The organism is Streptomyces tricolor (assembly GCF_002155905.1).
Classification (GTDB): domain Bacteria; phylum Actinomycetota; class Actinomycetes; order Streptomycetales; family Streptomycetaceae; genus Streptomyces; species Streptomyces tricolor.
In genome coordinates this window covers 1-20,259 of the sequence record NZ_MUMF01000236.1, presented here as the reverse complement: position 1 = coordinate 20,259, position 20,259 = coordinate 1, and the positions used below count along the sequence as shown (strand labels likewise).

Sequence of the window (20,259 nt, the reverse complement as noted above, 5' to 3'; positions counted from 1 at the left end):
CCCTCTCCCCCGTCCGGGACCGCTCACGGATCCGGCGCCGCCGCCCGCCCACCAATGGGCCAGGGCCCCGGCGTCCTGTTCCTCCACTGAGCGCCATCTGTGCGCGCCTGGGTGTTACCTGCGGGTAATCCCGGATGGTTTGATGTGCGGCGCCACTCAAGCCCCTTCCTCGACAGGGAGATCCAGTGACGCCCTTCGCACCGCGCCGCGCCCTCGCCGCGGCCGTGCTCGCCCTCGCCCTGCCCGCCGCCGCGCTCGCCGGCCCGGCACCGGCCGCCGCCGCGGAACCCGCACCGGCGCTGCGGGTCCTGACGTACAACGTCTTCCTCATGAGCAAGAACCTGTACCCCAACTGGGGGCAGGACCACCGGGCCGCGGAGATACCGAAGGCGTCCTTCTTCCAGGGCAACGACGTGGTCGTGCTGCAGGAGGCGTTCGACAACTCCGCGTCGGACGCGCTGAAGCGCGCGGCGGCGGACCGGTACCCCTACCAGACACCGGTGGTGGGGCGCGGCCGCGACGGCTGGGACGCGACCGGTGGGGCCTACTCCGCCACCACGCCCGAGGACGGCGGGGTCACCGTGCTCAGCAAGTGGCCCGTCCTGCGCCGGGAGCAGTACGTCTACCGGGACGCCTGCGGCGCCGACTGGTGGTCCAACAAGGGATTCGCGTACGTGGTGCTGGACGTCGACGGCACCAAGGTGCACGTCGTCGGCACGCACGCGCAGTCCACGGACCCGGGGTGCGGCGCGGGCGAGGCGGCCCAGGTGAGGGCGCGTCAGTTCCGGGCCGTCGACGCCTTCCTGGACGCCAAGAACATCCCGGCCGACGAGGAGGTGCTGGTCGCGGGGGACCTGAACGTCGACTCGCGCAGCGCCGAGTACGCGAGCATGCTCGCCGACGCGGACCTGGCCGGGGCCGACGCCCGCACCGGCCACCCGTACTCCTTCGACACCCGGGAGAACTCCGTCGCCCGCGACCGCTACCCGGACGATCCGCGCGAGGACCTGGACCACGTCCTCCCCCGCGCCGGTCACGCCCGGCCGGCCGGGTGGCGCAACGAGGTGGTCCGGGAGCAGTCGGCGCCGTGGACAGTGACCAGCTGGGGGGCGTCGTACACGTACACGAACCTCTCGGACCACTACCCGGTGCGGGCCTTCGCGGGCTAGGCGACCGCGCGCCGTCGGGCCCCGGCCGGAGCGGACCAACGGCGTGCCATGCGGGCGGGGGCGCTGTCGGCTCGGCGGCGGCGGCCCGCGTGTACGACGCGGACACGGGCACGCCGGCCGCTCCGGTGACCGCCACGGCGCTCGACAAGCCGGTAGGGCAGCGGCTGGCGAACCTGTGCGAGGGCGGCGGTCGCGGGACGGATCCGGAGCGGGCGCGGCGGCGGGCGGAGCAGCGCGCCGAGATCGATCCGGACCGGTGGCCGGCGTGGCCGGTGGACTGGCAGCGCCAGTAGCCCGGCCGGTGGCCCTGGGCTCCTGGGTGGCGGAGAGCGTGCCGGGCGAGATCTCCAGGGGCCGACGTCGGCCGGTGGCCGGCGCTGCAGCGCACTACACGTCCGTCGTGCGGCAGGGGCTGGCCGAGGGGCAGCGTGAACGCCTGACCGCCCTCTCGGCGTCACGCCCCTGCCCCCGCAGCAGCCCGAGGTGCCCGTGAAGGCACCCAGGGGCAGTTCTGCGACCTTGGAGCGGGGGTGCGCGGCCCCTGGGAGCAGTACCCGGCCCGCACAGGCTCCCTGACCGTCACCAGAAGCCAGGGGCCAGGTCGAGACCCTCCCGGACGGCACCGAGGTCCGCCTCGGGGTGTGGTTGACGCCCCGCCCAGGTCCGCCGCCGTTTCCGGAACCTCCGCCCGCACCCGGCCTGTCCGGCCCGTGCGCCCAAACCCTCACACCCCGGGCGGGACGGCCGCTCGGATCGAAAGACCGACGGCCCACCGCCCGCTACGACGTAGGTACAACCGTCAACGACCCGAGGGCATCACCGAACGGAACCGACTCAGACCCTCTTCACACTGCGGGCGTAAGCAGGTCAGCTGGCCTAGCGCACCCCCGGCTGCGGGCCAGGCTGACCGGCTTGCGTGGTCGCGGCCGCCAAGTCGTAGGCGGTTCGGGCCTGGGCGATGGAGCCACGATGCCGCTCCGCCCATTCCACGAGGCCGGTGAGGTAGGAGTGCAGCTCCCGTGCCATGGCAGTGAGGCTGTACTCGACCTTCGGCGGCACGGTGGGATGAACGGTTCTCGTCAACAGGCCGTCGCGTTCGAGTCTGCGCAGGTTCAGGGTGAGCATTCGCCGGCTGATGCCTTCGATGGAGCGTTCCAGCTCGGTGAACCTGACGGGGCCACGCGCGGCGGCGACCAGGATGCTGATGCTCCACTTGCCCGCCACGTGATCGATCACCTCGACGAGCGGACACGCCTGGGCGGTGACCTCCTGGGACACATGCGTGTTACTGCGTGACATGAAAGTTCCTCCTTCCGCGGCGACTGATGGTTACAGAAGATGTCGGCTGTAACAAATAGTTCCCCAAAGGGAGGTTCGACCATGCCCCTGCCCAACGCGCCGGTCAGTGGCTCGCCCTGGCTGACCGTCATCCTGCTCTGTGTCGGCCAGATGATGATCGTCCTTGACCAGAACATCGTGAACGTGGCGCTGCCCGCTGTGCAGCGTGGCCTCGGATTTTCCTCCGAGAACCTCGTCTGGGTGGTCAATGCCTACGTCATTCCGTTCGGTGGGCTCCTGTTGCTGGCCGGGCGGCTCGGTGACCTGATCGGACGGAAGGCCGTTTTCCTCACCGGAATCGGTCTGTTCAGCGCCTCCTCGGTGCTGTGCGGTGTCGCTGCCGGTGAGACTGCGTTGATCGCGTCCCGCTTCCTCCAAGGGATCGGTGGAGCGGTCGCCTCCGCCTGCATCCTCGGCATGGTCGCGACCGTGTTCTCCGAGCGCCGCAGGCAGACCCAGGCCATCGCTGCCTACAGCTTTGCCTCCGCCGGCGGCGGAGCGGTCGGGCCGCTGCTCGGCGGCGTTCTCACCGATCTGCTCAGCTGGCACTGGATCTTTTTCATCAATGCACCGATCGGTGCCGTCCTGGTCCTGGTCGGCGTACGAGTGCTCCCCCGCGACCGCGGCGAGGGGATGGGCAAGGGCACCGACTTCCTGGGAGCCCTGCTGGTCATGGCCGGCATGATGCTCTTGGTGTACACCATCGTGGACGCTGAGCGTGTTGGCTGGGGGGCGCCCCAGACCCTGCTGCTCGGTCCCGTGTCCCTCTTGTTGCTGATCGGGTTTGTCGCACGCCAGGCCACGGCGGCCAAGCCGCTGCTGCCGCTGAAGCTCTTCCGTTCGCGGAGCCTGACCGCGGCCAACATCGTCCAGTTCCTGATGATCGCCGCCATGTTCGGCCTGTTGTTCTTCGGCACGCTCTACCTGCAGCAGGTGCTGAAGTACGACTCGTTGCAGGCCGGTATGGGGTTCGTGCCCATCGCTGTGGTGATCGCGGCGGTATCCCTCGGCCTGTCAACCCGGCTCATCACCAGGTTCGGCCAGCGCGCCATGCTCCTCCTGGGACTCGCCCTCATCATCGGGGCGTTCGTCATGCTGTCGTTCGCCCGAGTCAACGGCGTCTACCTGGTGGACTTCTTCCCAGCCAGTCTCGCCATGGGGCTGGGCTTCGGCCTGGCCGCGCCCGCCATCATGGGCCTCGGCATGTCTGCCGTCACACCCGCCGATTCCGGCATCGCCTCCGGGCTGTTCAACACCACTCAGCAGATGGGAGGCGCCATGGGCCTGACCGTGCTGAGCGCCTTCGCCGGCGCGCGCACGGACAGCCTCACCGCGGCAGGGAAGACCGAGGCGGAAGCGCTGGCCGGCGGCTACCACGTGGCCTTCCTGGCCGCCGCCGGCTTCACACTGGCCGCCCTGGTCATTGGCGCCGGCCTGCTCAGGGCCACGCCGCCCGTGAGCATGAAGCAACAAGGCGTGGCATCTTCGGAAGACAGCGCCTCGGTCTCCTGACCAGCAGTGGCCAACCCCGTCACGGGACGGGAAGCCCGGACCCCGCGGGCTGCTCTGCCTCCGCGTACGGCGATTCCTGATGCGACGCGGACAGGACCGAGCCGCTGATGCCGGCCGGTCCGGTCCGTGGACGGAGATGGGTCAACCACCCCTGGACCACCGTCAGTTGATGATTTCGGCGCGCTCGTCCGCACGGATCGCGGCCAGCCGGTCTCGCCACATCTGGAGCGCTTCGGGCGTCAGTCGCGTCCAGTCGGTGACCTCGCCGACGATCCGGAGCGGATCCCTGCTGCGGTAGGAGCGGGTGGGGTTACCGGGGAACTTCCTGTCGGTGACGTTCGGATCGTTCTCGAACTCCCCGGTCGGCTCGACGACGTAAACCCGCGGAGCCCCGTCACCGGCGGCGAGTTCGGCGGCGAGTCCCGCACCGTCACGCAACGCGGTGAAGTAGATGTGGTTCATCACGACTTCGGGCCGGTAGTTGGAACGGAAACCGGCGGTGAGGTGATCCCCGACCCGCAGATCAGCCTTTGTCCCGTGATAGAAGGGGCCTTCGTCCAACACCTCGTCCATCGGTACAGGTTATCCCACAGAGCATCGTGAGGACGGGCGCACAGCCCCCCGCCCGCGGCCGGACCACCTCCGGCCTTCCACCGCTGCACCAGCCGACGCTGGATCGAGCGGCGGCTTTGCCCGGCCCACGCCGGTGGTTCGCCACCTGCCCGTGGACTCCCCCTGACCTGGACCGCTTCCGGCTCATCCGCTGTCCGGCTGAGTACGCGTACTCAGGTGCGGTCTGCCGGACTCCTCCATGCTGGGGCGCGAACGCCGGACCGACTCGGGGGAACATACGCATGGACCATGCCCTGCAGCTGCGCACTGCCACGCCGCGGGATCTCGACTGGATCCACGAACTACGGCACCGCGTGTACGCGGAGGAGCTCGGCCAGCATCCGGTGGATCCGTCGGGAAGGCTGATCGACGGACTCGACGGCGACGGCGTCTACCTCGTGGCCGCGCGCGGCGAGACGCGGATCGGCTTCGTCAGCGTCACTCCGCCGTGGGTCGGCCGCTACTCCCTCGACAAGTACCTGACGCGCGAGGAGCTGCCGGTCCTGACCGAGGAGGCGCCGTTCGAGATCCGCGTCCTGACCGTCGAGGAGCACTGGCGGTCCACCGCGGCGGCGCCACTGCTCATGTACGCGGCGCTGCGCTGGGTCGCGGCGCGGGGCGGACGCCGGGTGGTGGCGATGGGACGCACGGAGCTGCTCGACATGTACCTCGCCGCCGGGCTGCGGCCGGTGGGGCGCACAGTCCGCTCGGGTGCGGTGTCGTTCGAGGTCCTCAGCGGTTCCGTGGCCGAGCTGGCACAAACGGTCGCGGAGCGCCACGGCCGGATCCTGGAGCGGCTGCGGACGGGCCTCGACTGGCGGCTCGACGTGCCCTTCGCGCCGCGTGCGGACGGCTGTGAGCACGGCGGGGCGTTCTTCTCGGCGATCGGCACCGACTTCCGTACCCTGGCCCGCCGTCACGAGGTGGTCGCGGCGGATGTGCTGGACGCCTGGTTCCCGCCGTCCCCAGGGGTACGCGCGGTCCTCTCGGAGGATCCGGGGTGGGCGGCCCGGACCTCGCCGCCGACGGGCGCGGAGGGACTGCTCGCGGAGATCGCCGGGGTCCGCGGGCTGCCGGTGGAGTCGTTGGTCGCCGGGGCGGGCTCGTCCGATCTGATCTTCCGCGCGTTCGGCCGGTGGCTGACGCCGGGGAGCCGGGTGCTCCTGCTCGATCCGGGCTACGGGGAGTACGCCCATGTCACCGAGCGGGTGATCGGCTGCCGGGTCGAACGGCTCCCACTGCGGCGGGAGGACGGCTGGCTGCTCGACCCGGCCCGGCTCGCCGCCGCGACCGGCGACGGGCGGTACGACCTGGTGGTGGTGGTCAACCCGAACAACCCGACCGGCCGGCACGTCCCGGCCGACGCGCTGCGCGCGGTGATCGAGGCCTCGCCCGTGCGGACCCGGTGGTGGATCGACGAGGCGTACCTGGGGTACGTCGATCCGGCGGACTCGCTTGCCGGGCTCGCCTCGGTCGACGCCCGGGTCGTGGTCTGCACCTCGCTGTCGAAGATGTACGCGCTGTCGGGGATGCGGGCCGCGTACCTGGTGGCCGGTCCGGAGACGGCCCGGGAGCTGCGACGCTGGACGCCGCCGTGGCCCGTGAGCCTGCCGGCCCAGCTGGCTGCCGTGACGGCGCTGCGCGACCCCGCGTACTACGCGGAGCGCTGGGCCCGCACCCATGTGCTGCGCCGGACATTGGCGTACGGCCTTGCTGAGTTGGACGGGTTCTCCTCGGTCGACGAGGGGGTGGCGAACTTCCTCACGGTGACTCTGCCGCCGGACGGACCGAGCGCGGCGCGGCTGGTGCGCGAGTGCCGGCGGCACGACGTCTTCCTGCGTGACCTGTCGCCGATGTCCCCGGCGTACGAGGGGCGGACCGTCCGGATCGCCGTCCGTGACACGGCGGAGAACGCGCGGATCGTGGCGGCGTGCCGGAGCGCCCTGGACGCGCTGCGCACGCCGGTCGCAGTGGCCTCGGGCGCGCCGGGACAGGCAGCCCGGTGACGACGGTCGCCGCTCTCGTGCCGTTTCTCAGCGGGGCACTGGCGGCCGGAGGCGTCGCGGTGGCGGCGACCCGGCGCCGGGAACTGATGGTCCGCTGGTGCGTGTGGGCGCTCGGAGTGCCCCTGGTGACCGCCGCCTTCTGGCTGGGTTCACCGGGGATCGCGGTACTCGCGGCCGTGGTCGGTGTGGTCGCGGTGACAGAGTTCAGCGGGCTGCTCCAGCTCGGTCCGGTGGACCGGGCGGTGCTGGGCGCGGCGATCGTCGGACTCGTCCTGACCGCCTGGCTGGCCCCCGGAGAGGTGCTCCGGGTGGCGGCGGCCGGGGCGCTCGCGATCGCCGGGGTGCCGTTGCTCTCGGGCGACGCGGAGCACGGACTCCGCCGCCTGGGGGCCGGCCTGCTGGGGCTCGTGTGGCTGGGCACCCTGGCCGGCCTCGTATCGTCCGGCGCCCTCGGTCTCGTCCTGTTCGTGTCCGTGTCGATCGCCGACATCGTCGCGTACGCGGCGGGCCGCCGTCTCGGCGGCCCCCAGCTCTCCCCCCTGTCGCCCGCCAAACGGTGGAGCGGCACGCTGGCCGGGGCCGCGGCCGGTCTCCTCGCGCTGGCCGTGCTGTCCTCCCTGACGTGGCAGACGGCGGTGGCCGTGGCGGTCGGCGGCCCGCTCGGGGATCTGCTGGAGTCGATGGTCAAGCGGGGCGTCCGCGCCAAGGACGCCGGCCGGTGGCTGCCCGGCTCCGGCGGCATCCTCGACCGGATCGACTCCCTCCTCATCGCTCTGGCGGTGCTGCTGGTGCTTGGGTGAGCCATGGGGCAATGGCTTCCTACGCGGCAAGCGGCTAAGGCTCAACTTCCGCGACGCGGCCACTCCGAGTGACAACCAGGCCCCTCCCTCCCCGGCTGGTGCCGAGCTGTTCGGCGAAGCGCCGGGCGAGGGTTCGGCTGGACAGGCCGGCGCGTTCGGCTAGGTCATCGAGGGTCAGTCCGGTGCCGCCCGTCAACGGTCGTAGGGCCGGCCGCCAGGGGACGGCAATCCGGGGGGCGGACGGCATGAGCTGCGTGCCTCTTGCCGACGGCGACTGGATCCGGGGCATCAGCATTCAGCAGCCGCACGCCGCCTGCATCCTCACCGGCGACAAGGGCACCGAGAACCGTCCGAAGCCCTGGATTATGAGCGGCTCGGAAAGCTTTCACCGCGTCGACCAGGCGTACACGTAGGCCGGGTTTCCTTCGCACCCCGGGCTCGCCGAAACGAGTAGGTGCCGCTCCGGGGCCCATCGGAACCGGACGACCCCTTGACGTTGGTCATCTGGGACCCCGAGGTAACCCCGACCCTGAACAGCGGGGAGAAGGTGCTCAGGGGAATGCCAGGGATCGGCTCCGCCTGTCGGCGGACGTGTCGATGCGGGGCCCGGGGCCAGATTGGCTGGCATGCGATTCCATACAGGTAGAACCACCGCGGTGGCTCTTGTCCTCACCCTGTCCGTCGGTGCGGGCACGGCCGCCTCCGCCGCCTCCTCGTCCGAGCCCTTACCCTCGGCAGCTCATGGTGCCGTGCGGTTCGAGCTGCCCGAGCCGACGGGGCGGCAGGCGGTCGGGAGCACTCAACTTCATCTCGTCGACCGGGACCGGCCCGATCCCTGGGTCGCCGACAGGGAACGGGAGCTGATGGTCAGTGTGTGGTATCCGGCGCGTTCAGTGAGCGGATACTCCCGCCAGCCGTACCTGCAGCCCGGCGCCGCGCGCTTCGTGGACAAGGCGGGCTCGTTCGGGCTGGCCCGTCCCGGCGAGGTGGACTGGGCCGCCACCCGGACGGACGCGGCCTCGATGGCCCCTGCCGACGACCGCAGCAGGCGGCCGGTCCTGCTGTACTCGCCGGGTCTGGGGGTCCCCCGCGCGCTTGGCACCTCGACGGCCGTGGAACTGGCGAGCCGCGGCTACGTGGTGGTCACCGTGGACCACACCCATGAGACCACTCCGGTGGAGTTCCCGAACGGCCGCGTCGAGTTGCAGAAGGAGCCGATGACCGGAGCCGAGACGGTCAAGAAGGCTGTCGAGACCCGGGTACGGGACACCCGCTTCGTCCTTGACCAGCTTGCGGTGCTGCGGGCCGGCCGCAACCCCGATGCCGAGGGGCGCCGTCTACCCCGTGGGCTGGGCGGGGCGCTCGACCTGGATCGGATCGGAATGTACGGTCATTCGGCCGGAGGTGTCACCGCGGCCGAGACCATGCGCGCGGACCGTCGCATCGACGCGGGCATCAACATGGACGGCACGCTCCAGTACAGCAGCACCGAATTCCTCCCTGTGGCCCTGGAAGGGCTCGACCGCCCGTTCATGCTCATGGGCAAGGCGAATCAGACTCACCTCAACAAGCCGTCCTGGCAGTCGTTCTGGGACCGCTCGACCGGCTGGAAGCGCGACTTGAGCCTGGAGGGGGGCGGCCACTTCAGCTACACCGACGCTCAGACGATCGTGCCCGCTCTGGACGAGCACCTGGACATCCCGGCGCAGACCCGCGAGCAGTTCATCGGCACCGTGGACCCCGAGCGCAGCACCGCAGCCCAGCGTGCCTACGTCACGGCGTTCTTCGACCAGCACCTGCTAGGCCGGCCACGACATCTGCTGGACAAGTCTTCCTCGGACTACCCCGAAGTGCGCTTCGTCCGATGAGTGTGGCGGCCTCGGCAGCGGTGCGGCAGCGTGACACCGCTGCCAGGTGGCAGGGCTAGTGGCAGGGCTACTCGAAGAACACAGCCCGAGCCGCCGGCCTGCCCGCCCTGACACCGTCACGGCGTGAAGGTCCGGCCGCTCACCCCGGTCCAGCAGCGGCGTGACCGCAAGTCGGTGGCCGTCCACGCCCTCCCTGATGCTGCCCTCGGCCCCCGAGCGCAGCCGGTGGAGCCGGCGTCGGTCGACCATTTACATAAGCTATGAATATAAAAGTGTTATGCTTCGGGCATGAGTCGTCAAGACACCGCTCCTGGCGCGTCCGCCGCCATCGGGGCAGCCCTCTACGGCCTGGCCACCAGGGCCGTGAGACGCCTGCCCCGGGACATGAGCCTGACGTCCGCCGCCACCCTGGCCACTCTCGACCGGACCGGCCCGCGGCGCATCACCGATCTGGCCGCGGTCGAGGGCGTCACCCAGCCCGCGATGACGGCCCTGGTCCGGGTGATGGAGGAGTCCGGCCTGGTCGAGCGGCGGGGCGACGCGTCCGACAAGCGGGTCACGCTGGTGTGCCTGACCGAGGCCGGCGCCTCCTACGTCCGGACGCGGCGCCAGGCGGGCATCCACGCGTTCGAGCGGTTGATCGGCGAGCTCACCGACGACGAGGTCGAGGCGCTGGTGGCGGCCCTTCCGGCGCTGAAGCATCTGGCAGAGCTCGAAAGCCAGGACCGCGAAGAGCCGAAGCAGTGACCGGGCGGCCGGCCGGCGGGGTCGCGGTGGAGGCGTTCCCGGTGGCGCGTTCCGAGGCGCGGCTGCTGGTCCCCGCCCTGATGTTCCTCTCTCTGGTCGTGGCGGCGATCGCCAGCCTCGGGACGCCGCTCATCACCAGCGTGGCGACCTCGTTCCACGTCTCGCTGGGCAGCGCGCAGTGGACGCTGACCGCCGCGCTGCTCAGCGGCGCCGTCGCCACGCCGGTCCTGGGCCGGCTCGGGGCCGGCCCGCACCGGCGGGCCACGATCCTCGCCACGCTGGCGGTCGTCGTCGCCGGCAGCGCGCTCACCGTGCTGCCGCTGCCGTTCGCGTGGCTGCTGGCCGGCAGGGCGGCCCAGGGCGTCGGGCTCGGGCTGACGGCCCTGATGATGGGCGTGGCCCGGGACCACCTCCCCGAGGAGCGCAGCGCGGCCGTCATCGCCCTGATCTCGGTGGTCTCGGTCATCGGGGCCGGCGTCGGCTACCCGCTGGCCGCACTGCTCGCCGAGGTCGGCGGGGTACGGGCCGCCTACGGCCTCGGCCTGGTCCTCACCGCCGCCGCCCTCCTGACAGCGTGGCGCTCCCTCCCCGAAGCGCCCGAAGGCCGCTTGGCCCAGGTGGACGTGGCAGGCGCGGTCGTCCTGGCCGCTGCGCTGCTCCTGGTGCTGTTCCTCGCCGGCGAACGGAACCTCTGGAGCCGGCACTTCGCCGTGGCGGCGGGTCTCGCCGTCGTCGCGGTGGTGCTGCTCGGCGTCTGGGCCGTCATCGAACTGCGCAGCACGACGCCCCTGGTCGATGTGCGGGCGGTGCGGCACCCGGCGGTCGCCGGGGCGAACCTCGCCATGTTCGTCGGCGGGATCGGCATGTACCTCCTGCTCACGCTCATCACCCGGTACGCGCAGACGCCGCGCGGCGCCGGCTACGGCTTCGGGCTCACGACCTTCGTCGCCGGGCTGGTCCTCATCCCGTTCTCGGTGCTGGGGTTCGTCGCCGGCAAGCTCACGCCGCGGGCCCGGAAGCGGATCGCCGACCCCCTGCTCCTGGCCGGCAGTGCCACCGTGGTCGGCGGCGGGTTCGCCCTGTTCACGGCGGCCCGGTCGGACCTGGCCGAACTGTTCGCGGCGATGGGCTTGCTCGGCTTCGGCGTCGGCGGCTTCTCGGCCGCGATGCCCGGCGTCATCCTGGCCGTCACCCCCAAGAGCGAGACGTCGAGCGCCATGAGCTTCAACTACGTCGTCCGCAGCGTCGGGTACTCCCTGGGCAGCGCCATCGGCGGCCTGATCCTCGCCGCGGGCACCGGCCCCGGCCACCTCTTCCCCGACGACAGCGCCTACACCACCGCGGCCCTGGTCGGCGTCGGGGCCATGGCGATCACGACGCTGACCGGCCTCGCTCTCGCCCGCCGACGCTCGTCCGGGACCACCCCGTAAGTCGGATGCACCCATCACAAAGTCAGATGCACTTATCACAGCACTGGAGGTTCCATGCCCAAGGGCTACTGGGTCAGCGTCTATCGCACCATTTCGGATCCTGAGAAGCTGGCTGCTTACAACGAGCTGGCTCGCCTGGCCGTCGAGGCCGGGGGCGGTCGGGTCCTCGTCCGTGGCGGTCGGGTCGTGGCGCATGACGCCGGAATCGCCGAGCGCACCGTGCTGATCGAGTTCGACAGCTTCGAGCAGGCCGTCGCGGCACGCGAGAGTGCGGCTTACCAGGAGGCGCTGATCGCCCTCTCCGACGGCGTCGAGCGCGACTTCCGCATCGTCGAAGGCATCGACTGACCGCGGTCCCGTCGGATCGTCACTGAACCCTCTCAGGGCCGGTGCATGGGGAGGACGCCCGTCCGACAGGCGGCGTACCTCCTGCTTGCCGAGATCGATCAGCCGGTTCCACTCGGCCGGCGCGGAGGGAGGAAGCGGTCCGCTGAGGGTGCCCGAAAGATCGTGCGGGTGCGGTATTCGAGCAGGTAGTACGAGCCCAGCCGGAACGCCCCGAGCACGGCTCGGGTCAGCTCAGCCGCTGGTCCTGGAGATGGATCGAGTCGCGGTTGCCGACCGGATCACTCCGTTATGGGCAGGCACTCGGCGAGCAGGTCGACGACGTCACGCCAGGCTCGCTGCGCATGCTGCGAGTGGTAGCCGACGCCGGGGACCGTGGGGTGGTCGACCGTCGGGTGATGGAAGGCGTGCAAGGCACCGCCGTAGACCGTGAGGCGCCAGTCGACGCCCGCAGCCTGCATCTCGGCGGTGAACGCGTTCCGTTGCGCGGGCGGCATGATCGGGTCTTCCGACCCGACGCCGGCCCACACCGGGCAGTGGATACGCGCCGTCTCGCCCGGCCGGCCCGTGGTCAGTCCGTTGACTGTCCCGATCGCGCGCAGGTCGGCGCCGTCGCGCCCGAGTTCCAGCGCGATGGCGCCCCCGGTGCCGTAGCCGACCGCGGCGATCCGGTCGGGGTCGGTCCGCGGCTCGGCGCGGAGCACGTCGAGCGCCGCGTGGCCGATGCCTCGCATCCGGTCGGGATCGGCGAGCAGGGGCAGGCAACGGGCCAGCATCTCCTCGGGGTCGCCCAGATAGCGTCCGCCGTGGAGGTCGAAGGCCAGGGCCACGTATCCCAGCTCGGCGAGCGCATCGGCCCGGCGGCGCTCGACGTCGCTGAGCCCCATCCCCTCGGGCCCGACCAGGACCGCGGGCCGGCGGTCGTCACCGGCCGGGAGCGCGAGGTGCCCGATCATCGTCAGGCCGTCGGCGCTGTATTCGATCGTGCGTGTTGTCACCGTCGTCATGAGCCTGGACTGTAGTGATCGTCGAGCCCGGTCGGGCCGGTGTTCTGCCGCTGGCAGAAGGCAGGTCTCCGGCGTAGTCCGGCACCCCCCGTCATCGGCTCAGTTGAGCCATCAAGTCCCGGTTCACGGCGCGTGCGGCGGCGAGGCCCTCGTCGCGCTCGGTGAGTTCGCGTGTTTCGCTGTCGGCGGGGCCCCGACCGAGTTCGGCCTGACCGCCGGTGCCCTGCACACCGACCGCATCGTCGAGGGCACTCGCCGGAACGGGCGGGCGTGTACGGCGTGCGCTGTCTCATCGACAGTGCGGTGCCACCTGCCCCGTAAGCCGTCGGTGTACTGGGGTCGAGAAGCCAGGTGACGGCTTCGTCGACGGCGTGGCCGTGGGCGGGCCCGCTGATGCTGGCCAGGGGAGCGCTTCGAGGCAGGGGCGGTGGCGGTGACGGACGTGTTGCGTTCGCCAGGAGGGGCCGTCGGACGCGGATCGGTTTGGACTCCGGTGGAGCGGCAATCCGGATGTCGACCGCAGACCACGTCGATCTGAGGATGTGAGCCGCGATGGCCGGCAACAAGAAGGCGAAGGCCAAGACGGAGCAGGCCAAGGGCGAGCTCAAGGAGGCCGCGGGCCGCGCCCTCGGTAACGAGCGCATGGAGGACGAGGGCCGCATGAAGGGCGCCCGCGGGGATGCCCGGCAGGCCAAGGAGAAGATCAAGGACGTCTTCAAGCACTGAGGCGTGCACGCGCCGATTCGGCTGCGGAACGGGTCCGGAGATCAGCGGAAGCCGATCTCCGGACCCGTTCCGCTGTGTGACCCCCCGGCGCGCATCCGGAGGATTCCTCGCGGACGTCCCCTTGACTGCCGGAACCGGGGGTAACCGAGCAGGGACGGCACGACCCCCCTGTGCACAGGAAGGGCCCCTGACCCCAGAGGAAAAGGGCAAACAAGGTATGGACATCCCGCTCAGGACCCACGCGACGACGCAGGACCGCCCGGCGCCCCTGCGCTACAGCCGCACCTGGGGCACCGGTGTATCCAGCATCGCCGAGGCCAGAGACGCCGTTGCCGCCCTGCTGGCGCGGGTCCGGCCGGCGCTCGGGCGGCGGCCGGTGCAGGATGCCCAGATCGTCGTCAGCGAACTCGTCACCAACGCGGCCCAGCACGCGCCCGGCCCGTGCGCCCTGCGCCTGGAGCTGCTGCCCGGCGCGAGCGCGCTGCGCGTCACCGTGACGGACACCTCCCCGGAGCCGCCCCGGCGGCATCCTCCCGACCCCCGGCGGGTCGGCGGCCACGGCCTGCATCTCGTGGCGATGCTCTCCCGGGGGCTGGAGGTGACCTGGCTGTCCCGGGGCAAGCGGGTCTCGGCCACCGTGCCGCTCGGCCCCGCGGCGGCCGACTGAACCGTCCGGCCGGGCGGCTCCGCCCCGCACCCGGTGAGCCGGGAGCGGCCCGCCCCGTCAGCCGTACGAAGCGGCCGGACCCTCTCGGGCGCGCGGAGCGGGAGCACTCGTGCCAGGCTCGGAGCAGAGCACTGAGCGTGCGGGACCGAACACCGACGATGAGCGTGCGCGCGGTGGTGGTCCCGGCAGCAGCCGCGGGCGGGCGGTCATGGGCGAGGAGGACGGCATGGGTGACGGCGCCGAGGACCGCGGCAACGCGCTGTACGGTCCGCAGCCGGACGTCGCCGGTGCCTCCGGCTACCCGGACGCACCGCCACGGGTGGGCTTCTTCACCGACACGTCCGTGTGCATCGGCTGCAAGGCCTGCGAGGTGGCCTGCAAGGAGTGGAACGCGATCCCGGCGGACGGTCTGGCGCTGACCGGCATGTCGTACGACAACACGCGCGGCCTCGGCGCCGACGCCTGGCGGCACGTGGCGTTCGTGGAGCAACGGGGGCCGTTCGGCGGGCCGGAGCCGTCGGCCGCCCAGGACGACGCCGGCGACGTGGACGTCTTCACCGCCGCCGCGCGGATCTCCCCGGCCTCCCCCGACGGCGGGACCGGACTGCGCTGGCTGATGGCCTCCGACGTGTGCAAGCACTGCACCCACGCGGCCTGCCTGGACGTGTGCCCCACGGGCTCGCTGTTCCGCACCGAGTTCGGCACCGTCGTCGTCCAGGAGGACATCTGCAACGGCTGCGGCTACTGCGTGCCCGCCTGCCCGTACGGCGTCATCGACCGACGCGAGGACGACGGCCGGGTGTGGAAGTGCACCCTGTGCTACGACCGGCTCGGCGTCGGCCTGGAGCCCGCCTGCGCCACGTCCTGCCCGACGGACTCCATCCAGTTCGGCCCGCTGGAGGAGCTGCGGGAACGGGCACGGGCCCGGGTGGCGCAGCTGCACGCGGCCGGCGCGACCGACGCCCGCCTCTACGGCGAGAGCCCGGACGACGGGGTCGGCGGCGCCGGCGCGTTCTTCCTGCTGCTGGACGAGCCCGAGGTGTACGGCCTGCCCCCGGACCCGGTGGTCACCACCCGGGACCTGCCCGCCATGTGGCGGCAGGCGGCGCTGGCCGCCGTCTCGCTGACCGCGCTCGCGGCCGGCAGTTTCGCGCGGAGGCGGCGATGACCGGCGAGGCCCGCCGGAAGGCGGCGACGACCCGCGTGGTCCGCGCGGAGGCCGCCAGGAGCGTCAGCGCCCGCGTGAGGAGGCCGTGATGAGCGGGTCGGACGTCACCCGGGACGGCGTGCGGGGCGCGCGGCCCGGCCGGGAGGCGGTGCCCGGCGCGCACGCGGGCCGCCGCAGGCGCGGGCACGGCCGGGGCGAGCGGCCGGTGGTGCCGGACGCCGAGTTCGCGTCGTACTACGGCACCCCCGTGCTCACCAAGCCGCCGTGGAAGCCGCTGGACATCGCCGGGTATCTGTACCTCGGCGGGCTGGCCGGGGCGTCCTCACTGCTCGCGGCCGGGGGACAGCTGACCGGCCGGCCGGGGCTCGCGGCACCGGCGAAGCTGGGCGCGGCCGGGGCGGTCTCGCTGTCGCTGGCGGCGCTGGTGCACGACCTGGGCCGGCCGGCCCGGTTCCTGAACATGCTCCGGGTGATCAAGCCGACCTCCCCGATGAGCGTGGGCTCGTGGCTGCTCGCAGGGTACGCGCCGCTGACGCTGACGGCGGCGGCCACCGAGGTGGCGGGCCGGTACCGGCTGCTGGGCTCGGCCGCCACGGTGGCCGCCGCCGTCCTCGGCCCGGCCGTGGCGACGTACACGGCGGTGCTGCTGTCGGACACGGCGGTGCCCGCGTGGCACGAGGGCTACCGTGAGCTGCCGTTCGTCTTCGCGGGCTCGGCCGCCACGGCGGCGGCCGGCCTTGCGCTGGCCGCCGTCCCGGTCGTCCAGGCGGGGCCGGCCCGCCGGCTGGCGGTGCTCGGGGCCGCCCTGGAACTGGGTGCCTTCCGGGCGATGCGGCGGCGCATGGGCTTGGCCGCCGAGCCCTTCGGGCAAGGGCGGGCGCGGGTGCTGGTGCGCGCCGCGGAACTGCTCACGGCGGGCGGTGCGGTGCTCGCGCTGTGCCGCGGGCGGGACCGGCGCCTCGCCATGGCGGCCGGTACCGCGCTGCTCACCGGCTCGGCGGCGCTGCGGTTCGGCGTGTTCCACGCCGGGGTGGCCTCCGCCGAGGACCCCGCGTACACCGTCGTCCCGCAGCGGGAGCGCCTGGCGGCGCGGGGCGGGTAGGGCCTGTCGTTCGGATCAGGTCGGCTGTGAGGCACGTTGCCTCTTGGCCGACGCCGCGGAGGCCGGCGCGCCGGGCGGCCGACGCGCGGGATCAGCCGGGGAACCGTCCCGTGGAGCGCAGGTGCCAGCGCCGCTCGGCGTAGGCGAGGTCGTCCCGCCACAGGCGGCCCGCGGCCGCGCGGACGAGGGGCCGCAGCAGGGGTGCCGCCCGGCGGACGACCGCGAAGCCCGGCCGGTCGGACACGGCCAGCACGGCTTCGGTCACCGCGGTCCGCGGCCGGCCCAGCTCGTCCGGGCCGAGGGGTGTGGCGTGGGTCTCGACGACCGAACCCGCGCCCTCCCCCTCGGTGATGCGCATGACGACCGTGCGCGGTTCGGGAGCCGTGAACACGGCCCGCACCGGGACCACCAGGCGCCCCGCCACTTTGAAGGAGACGTCCACGGTGAAGGCGTCCTCGGTGCCGCGGATGCCGGATGCCCCGGCCACGGTGTCGGATGAGCCGACCGCGATGCCGGACGAGCCGGCCACGGTGCCGGGTGGCCCGTCCGCGCCGTCGGGTGAGCCGACCACGGTGAGGTCGGCGAACGCGTGCGGATGGAACCACGCCCCGTGCCACGGGTCGAGGCGGTTGGCCACGATGTCCTCGACCTCGCAGACTCCCGTGCCGGAGTAGACGGCTGTCAGCGCCGTCGCCCGCTCGGGCCGCCGCGCGACGACCGGTGCGTCCAGCGGCGCCTCACCGCCCAGCTCGTCCAGCCGTACCCACAGCAGGACGCCGTCGTCGTGCACCGGCAGGGGAACCCAGCCCGCGTGCGGCGTGCCGTCCAGGGCCAGTCCGTGCCAGTGGCACACCAGGGTGCCGCAGCGGACGGGACTGTCCCGCAACGGTGCGCCGAGGTGGGGGCAGACACCCGGGCCGCCGGCCGGACGGCCGTCGGGGCCGCGCCAGACGACCACCTCCTGTCCCGCGACGGTCCGGGCGAGCGGACGGTCCGCCCGCAGCTCGCCCGACGCGCCGACCACGTACCAGTTGCCGGACGGGCGGGCCTCGGCCCGTTTCAGCGCCCGCGCGATCACCGCGGGCCCGGCGTCCCGCCAGGTGGGCCGCTGCCGCTCCCAGGGCACCGGGCGCCGGCGCAGCGAGAGCGGAAGACGGCCGCGCCGGCCGGACGGGACGGGTTTCACATGACCTCCTTCGCGGCGGGCGGGCACGGTGTGCCGGGTGCCGGAGCGTGCGGCGGACACGGCGCCGGGGAACGCCCGGCCCGCAGCCGCGCGGCGACCGCGCGCGCCAGACCGTCGGCGGCGACCGCCGCGCGGCGCCGGCGCGGGACCACCGCGCGGCGGTGCAGCACGGAGTAGCCGTCCCGGGCGACCGCGTCGAGAATGCCGCGGTACAGCAGGAACGCGGTCCGGATACAGGGGCGCGACACCGGCGCCAGCATGGCGAGGCCGGGCAGCGCCTGACGGTAGACACCGCGGGTCAGCGCCTCGAACTCGCGCAGCGCGGACGTGATCCGCGGCTCGTGCCGGCCGGTGTCCCGGCTCCACCGCAGCAGTTCCCGGTCCACTCCGTGGCCGGCCAGCAGATCGGCGGGCAGGTAGACCCGCCCCCGGTCCAGGTCCTCGCCCACGTCCCGGAGGAAGTTGCTCAGCTGGAAGGCGACGCCCAGTTCGGCCGCGTACGGGGCGGCCTCCTCGCGCGGTACGACCGTGCCCAGGACCGGCAGCATCTGCAGCCCGATCACCGCGGCCGAGCCGTGCATGTAGCCGCGCAGGGCGGCGTAGTCGGCGTAGTCGGTCACGGTCAGGTCGGCGCTCATCGCGGACATGAAGTCGTGGAAGAGCGCGGGCTCGATCCCGTAACGGCGTGCGGTGTCGGCGAGTGCCAGGACCACCGGCTCGTGGCTGTGCCCGTCCCGCAGCCCCTCCTCCAGGCTCCGCCGCAGTCCCGTCAGGGCCGCGGCCCGCCGCCCGGTGTCCGCGCCGGGACCGAGGCAGTCGACGATGTCGTCGGCCCAGCGGGCGAAGCCGTACAGAGCGTGCACGGCGGGTCTGCGCTCGACCGGCAGCAGCCGGGTGGCGAGGAAGTAGGTCTTCCCGTGCCGCGCGTTCAGGGCGCGGCAGTGGCGGTAGGCCGCGCGCAGCGCCGGGTCGCCGATCCCCGCCGCGTCCAGTTCACGGTCCGTCATACGCCGGCCGCCTCCCCGTACGCCGCCGCGGCGCGCGGCAGTGGGGGTGCCGGAGGCGGGCCGGTGATCCGTGCGGCGGCGAGCTTGCCGGACACCAGCACGGTCGGCACGCCGACGCCCGGTGTGGTGCCGCAGCCGGCGAGGACGGCGTTCTCGGTGCCCCGGACCAGGTTCCGCGGCCGGAACGGCCCTGTCTGCGCAAGGGTGTGGGCGGCCGAGAAGGGTGTCCCCGCGGCATGGCCGGCGGCCTGCCAGGTGGCGGGGGTGACGAGGCACTCCTCCTGGACGGCGGCCTCGATGCCGTCCAGGCCGCGCCGTTGCAGCTCCCGCAGCAGCGTGTCCCGGTAGCGGGGGCCGAGGTCGCCCCACGCGGCGGCGTCCGGTCCGATGTCGGTGTTGGGGCAGGGCGCGAGGATGTAGTGCAGATGGCGGCCCGGCGGAGCGAGCCCGGGGTCGGTGGTGGTGGGCCGGGTGATGAGGAGCGACGGATCGCTCATGAGCCGCCCGGTGCGGGTGAGTTCGTCGAACGTGGTCCGCCAGGCCGCGCCGAAGGAGAGGGTGTGGTGCGCCAGGTGCGGCCAGGTCCGGTCGGTTCCGGCGTGCAGCACCACGGCGGACGGCGCGTGCCGCAGGCGCAGCGGGCGCCGGGGCCGGCGGCCCAGCAGCCGGTAGGCGACGGGCAGGTCCGGGGTGAGGACGACGGCGTCGCAGGGGATGCGGTCCTGGTCCGTGACGACGGCGGTGACCCGGTCCCCGGAGCGTTCCAGACGGGTCACCCGCTGCCCGTACCGCAGGTCGGCGCCCGCGTCGGCGGCGGCGTCCGCCATGGCCCGGGGCAGGGCGTGCATGCCGCCCCGCGGGAAGTAGACGCCGGCGACGGTGTCCATGTAGGCGATGACGGCGTACGCGGCCAGGGCGCGGGCCGGCGGCACGCCCGCGTACAGCGCCTGGAAGGAGAAGACGCGGCGCAGCCGTTCGTCCCTGAGGAACCGCCCGATCCGTGCGTCCAGCCGGCCGAAGCCGCCGAGCGCGGCCAGCCGGGCCAGGTCGCTGTTGAGGAGGTTCAGCGGGGAGTCGAAGTTCGCGTCGATGAAGCGGCGCATCTGCGCCCGGTGCAGCCGCTCCAGCCAGTCGCGCAGCCGCCGGTAGCCCGCCGCCTCGCCGGGGCCGGCGAACCGCTCCACCTCCGCCGTCATCGCGTCGGCGTCGGTGTGCACGTCGAGCGTGCTGCCGTCCGCGAAGCGGGCCCGGTAGGCGGGGTGCAGGGGGACCAGTTCGACCCGCCGGTGCAGGCTGTCGCCGACGGCCGCGAAGGCCTCCTCGGCGAGGTCGGGCATGGTCAGCACGGTGGGACCGGTGTCGATCCGGTAGCCGCCCAGGTCCAGGCGTCCGGCCCGGCCGCCGGGCACCGGATCCCGCTCGACGACGGTGACGCGACGTCCGGCGCCCAGCAGGTGCAGGGTGGCCGACAGCCCGGCGAGACCGGCTCCCACCACCACGACGTGGTCGGTGCGTCCGGGCAGCGTCCGCCTCATCGGCCGCTCTCCTTCGCGCCGCGGGTGACCGGGG

At 73.0% G+C, this 20,259-nt stretch carries 20 protein-coding genes and 1 pseudogene; 15 read left to right on the top strand and 6 right to left on the bottom strand.

The features are described 5' to 3' along the window. Positions 1 to 185 precede the first annotated feature (185 nt). The 3 genes and pseudogenes from sph to CCN44_RS46270 form a co-directional block, all read left to right on the top strand. A complete protein-coding gene (gene sph / locus CCN44_RS17660; RefSeq protein ID WP_086698195.1) occupies positions 186 to 1,169 on the top strand; it encodes a sphingomyelin phosphodiesterase in 984 nt (327 codons plus the stop codon). Between the two features lie 89 nt (positions 1,170 to 1,258). Continuing rightward, positions 1,259 to 1,462, top strand: coding sequence for a hypothetical protein (locus tag CCN44_RS17655; RefSeq protein WP_086698194.1), 204 nt, complete (start codon positions 1,259 to 1,261; stop codon positions 1,460 to 1,462). A gap of 359 nt (positions 1,463 to 1,821) precedes the next feature. Continuing rightward, positions 1,822 to 2,011: pseudogene (locus CCN44_RS46270) on the top strand (NF041680 family putative transposase); the annotation flags it as partial. 34 nt (positions 2,012 to 2,045) lie between these two features. On the opposite strand, the gene CCN44_RS17645 reads toward CCN44_RS46270, so the two are convergent. Then, positions 2,046 to 2,468: a winged helix-turn-helix transcriptional regulator gene (locus CCN44_RS17645; protein ID WP_059247256.1), complete on the bottom strand. Its 423-nt coding sequence runs from the start codon at positions 2,466 to 2,468 to the stop codon at positions 2,046 to 2,048. Between the two features lie 81 nt (positions 2,469 to 2,549). Between CCN44_RS17645 and CCN44_RS17640 the strand changes: the two genes are divergently transcribed. Beyond that, positions 2,550 to 4,019, top strand: coding sequence for an MFS transporter (locus CCN44_RS17640; protein WP_167403998.1), 1,470 nt, complete (start codon positions 2,550 to 2,552; stop codon positions 4,017 to 4,019). Between the two features lie 162 nt (positions 4,020 to 4,181). Here the strand turns inward: CCN44_RS17640 and arr are convergent, their stop codons facing one another. Then, entirely contained in the window at positions 4,182 to 4,592 is a 411-nt protein-coding gene (gene arr, locus CCN44_RS17635) for an NAD(+)--rifampin ADP-ribosyltransferase (RefSeq protein WP_086698192.1), read from the bottom strand. 281 nt (positions 4,593 to 4,873) lie between these two features. Here arr and CCN44_RS17630 point away from each other — a divergent pair, with 281 nt between their 5' ends. The 7 genes from CCN44_RS17630 (at position 4,874) to CCN44_RS17595 (ending at position 11,830) form a co-directional block, all read left to right on the top strand. Then, complete coding sequence (locus CCN44_RS17630) at positions 4,874 to 6,637, top strand: pyridoxal phosphate-dependent aminotransferase (protein ID WP_086698191.1); 1,764 nt, start codon at positions 4,874 to 4,876, stop codon at positions 6,635 to 6,637. Continuing rightward, positions 6,634 to 7,437, top strand: coding sequence for a phosphatidate cytidylyltransferase (locus tag CCN44_RS17625; RefSeq protein ID WP_189397368.1), 804 nt, complete (start codon positions 6,634 to 6,636; stop codon positions 7,435 to 7,437). The genes CCN44_RS17630 and CCN44_RS17625 overlap by 4 nt, the downstream gene beginning before the upstream one ends. Positions 7,438 to 7,691: 254 nt before the next feature. Next, the gene (locus CCN44_RS44445) at positions 7,692 to 7,850 is read left to right on the top strand and encodes a hypothetical protein (RefSeq protein WP_167403997.1); all 159 of its coding nucleotides are present in this window, start codon (positions 7,692 to 7,694) and stop codon (positions 7,848 to 7,850) included. Positions 7,851 to 8,186: 336 nt separating this feature from the next. Further along, a complete protein-coding gene (locus CCN44_RS17610; RefSeq protein ID WP_237480991.1) occupies positions 8,187 to 9,305 on the top strand; it encodes an alpha/beta hydrolase family protein in 1,119 nt (372 codons plus the stop codon). 384 nt (positions 9,306 to 9,689) lie between these two features. Further along, on the top strand, positions 9,690 to 10,052 hold the full coding sequence (locus CCN44_RS17605; protein WP_086698189.1) for a MarR family winged helix-turn-helix transcriptional regulator: 363 nt from the start codon (positions 9,690 to 9,692) through the stop codon (positions 10,050 to 10,052). Further along, complete coding sequence (locus CCN44_RS17600; protein WP_086698188.1) at positions 10,049 to 11,482, top strand: MFS transporter; 1,434 nt, start codon at positions 10,049 to 10,051, stop codon at positions 11,480 to 11,482. The genes CCN44_RS17605 and CCN44_RS17600 overlap by 4 nt, the downstream gene beginning before the upstream one ends. A gap of 54 nt (positions 11,483 to 11,536) precedes the next feature. Beyond that, entirely contained in the window at positions 11,537 to 11,830 is a 294-nt protein-coding gene (locus CCN44_RS17595) for a DUF1330 domain-containing protein (protein WP_059247262.1), read from the top strand. 278 nt (positions 11,831 to 12,108) lie between these two features. Here CCN44_RS17595 and CCN44_RS17585 read toward each other — a convergent pair whose 3' ends face one another. Next, the gene (locus CCN44_RS17585; RefSeq protein ID WP_086698187.1) at positions 12,109 to 12,834 is read right to left on the bottom strand and encodes a dienelactone hydrolase family protein; all 726 of its coding nucleotides are present in this window, start codon (positions 12,832 to 12,834) and stop codon (positions 12,109 to 12,111) included. 552 nt (positions 12,835 to 13,386) lie between these two features. On the opposite strand from CCN44_RS17585, the gene CCN44_RS17580 reads away from it, so the two are divergent. The 4 genes from CCN44_RS17580 (at position 13,387) to nrfD (ending at position 16,497) form a co-directional block, all read left to right on the top strand. Beyond that, positions 13,387 to 13,560 carry a CsbD family protein gene (locus CCN44_RS17580; RefSeq protein WP_086698186.1) on the top strand — a complete coding sequence of 58 codons (174 nt, stop codon included), beginning with the start codon at positions 13,387 to 13,389 and terminating at the stop codon, positions 13,558 to 13,560. Between the two features lie 217 nt (positions 13,561 to 13,777). Next, a complete protein-coding gene (locus tag CCN44_RS17575) occupies positions 13,778 to 14,227 on the top strand; it encodes an ATP-binding protein (protein WP_059247264.1) in 450 nt (149 codons plus the stop codon). A gap of 226 nt (positions 14,228 to 14,453) precedes the next feature. Further along, positions 14,454 to 15,395 carry a 4Fe-4S dicluster domain-containing protein gene (locus CCN44_RS17570; RefSeq protein ID WP_086698185.1) on the top strand — a complete coding sequence of 314 codons (942 nt, stop codon included), beginning with the start codon at positions 14,454 to 14,456 and terminating at the stop codon, positions 15,393 to 15,395. 88 nt (positions 15,396 to 15,483) lie between these two features. Next, a complete protein-coding gene (gene nrfD / locus CCN44_RS17565) occupies positions 15,484 to 16,497 on the top strand; it encodes an NrfD/PsrC family molybdoenzyme membrane anchor subunit (RefSeq protein ID WP_189397367.1) in 1,014 nt (337 codons plus the stop codon). A gap of 91 nt (positions 16,498 to 16,588) precedes the next feature. Here nrfD and CCN44_RS17560 read toward each other — a convergent pair whose 3' ends face one another. The 3 genes from CCN44_RS17560 to crtI are packed head-to-tail and all read right to left on the bottom strand — an operon-like array spanning position 16,589 to position 20,225. Continuing rightward, entirely contained in the window at positions 16,589 to 17,683 is a 1,095-nt protein-coding gene (locus tag CCN44_RS17560) for a DUF5914 domain-containing protein (protein WP_086698184.1), read from the bottom strand. Then, positions 17,680 to 18,690: a phytoene/squalene synthase family protein gene (locus tag CCN44_RS17555; protein ID WP_086698183.1), complete on the bottom strand. Its 1,011-nt coding sequence runs from the start codon at positions 18,688 to 18,690 to the stop codon at positions 17,680 to 17,682. The genes CCN44_RS17560 and CCN44_RS17555 overlap by 4 nt, the downstream gene beginning before the upstream one ends. Next, entirely contained in the window at positions 18,687 to 20,225 is a 1,539-nt protein-coding gene (gene crtI / locus CCN44_RS17550; protein ID WP_086698182.1) for a phytoene desaturase family protein, read from the bottom strand. Before crtI ends, CCN44_RS17555 begins: the two co-directional genes overlap by 4 nt. Between the last annotated feature and the right edge of the window lie 34 nt (positions 20,226 to 20,259).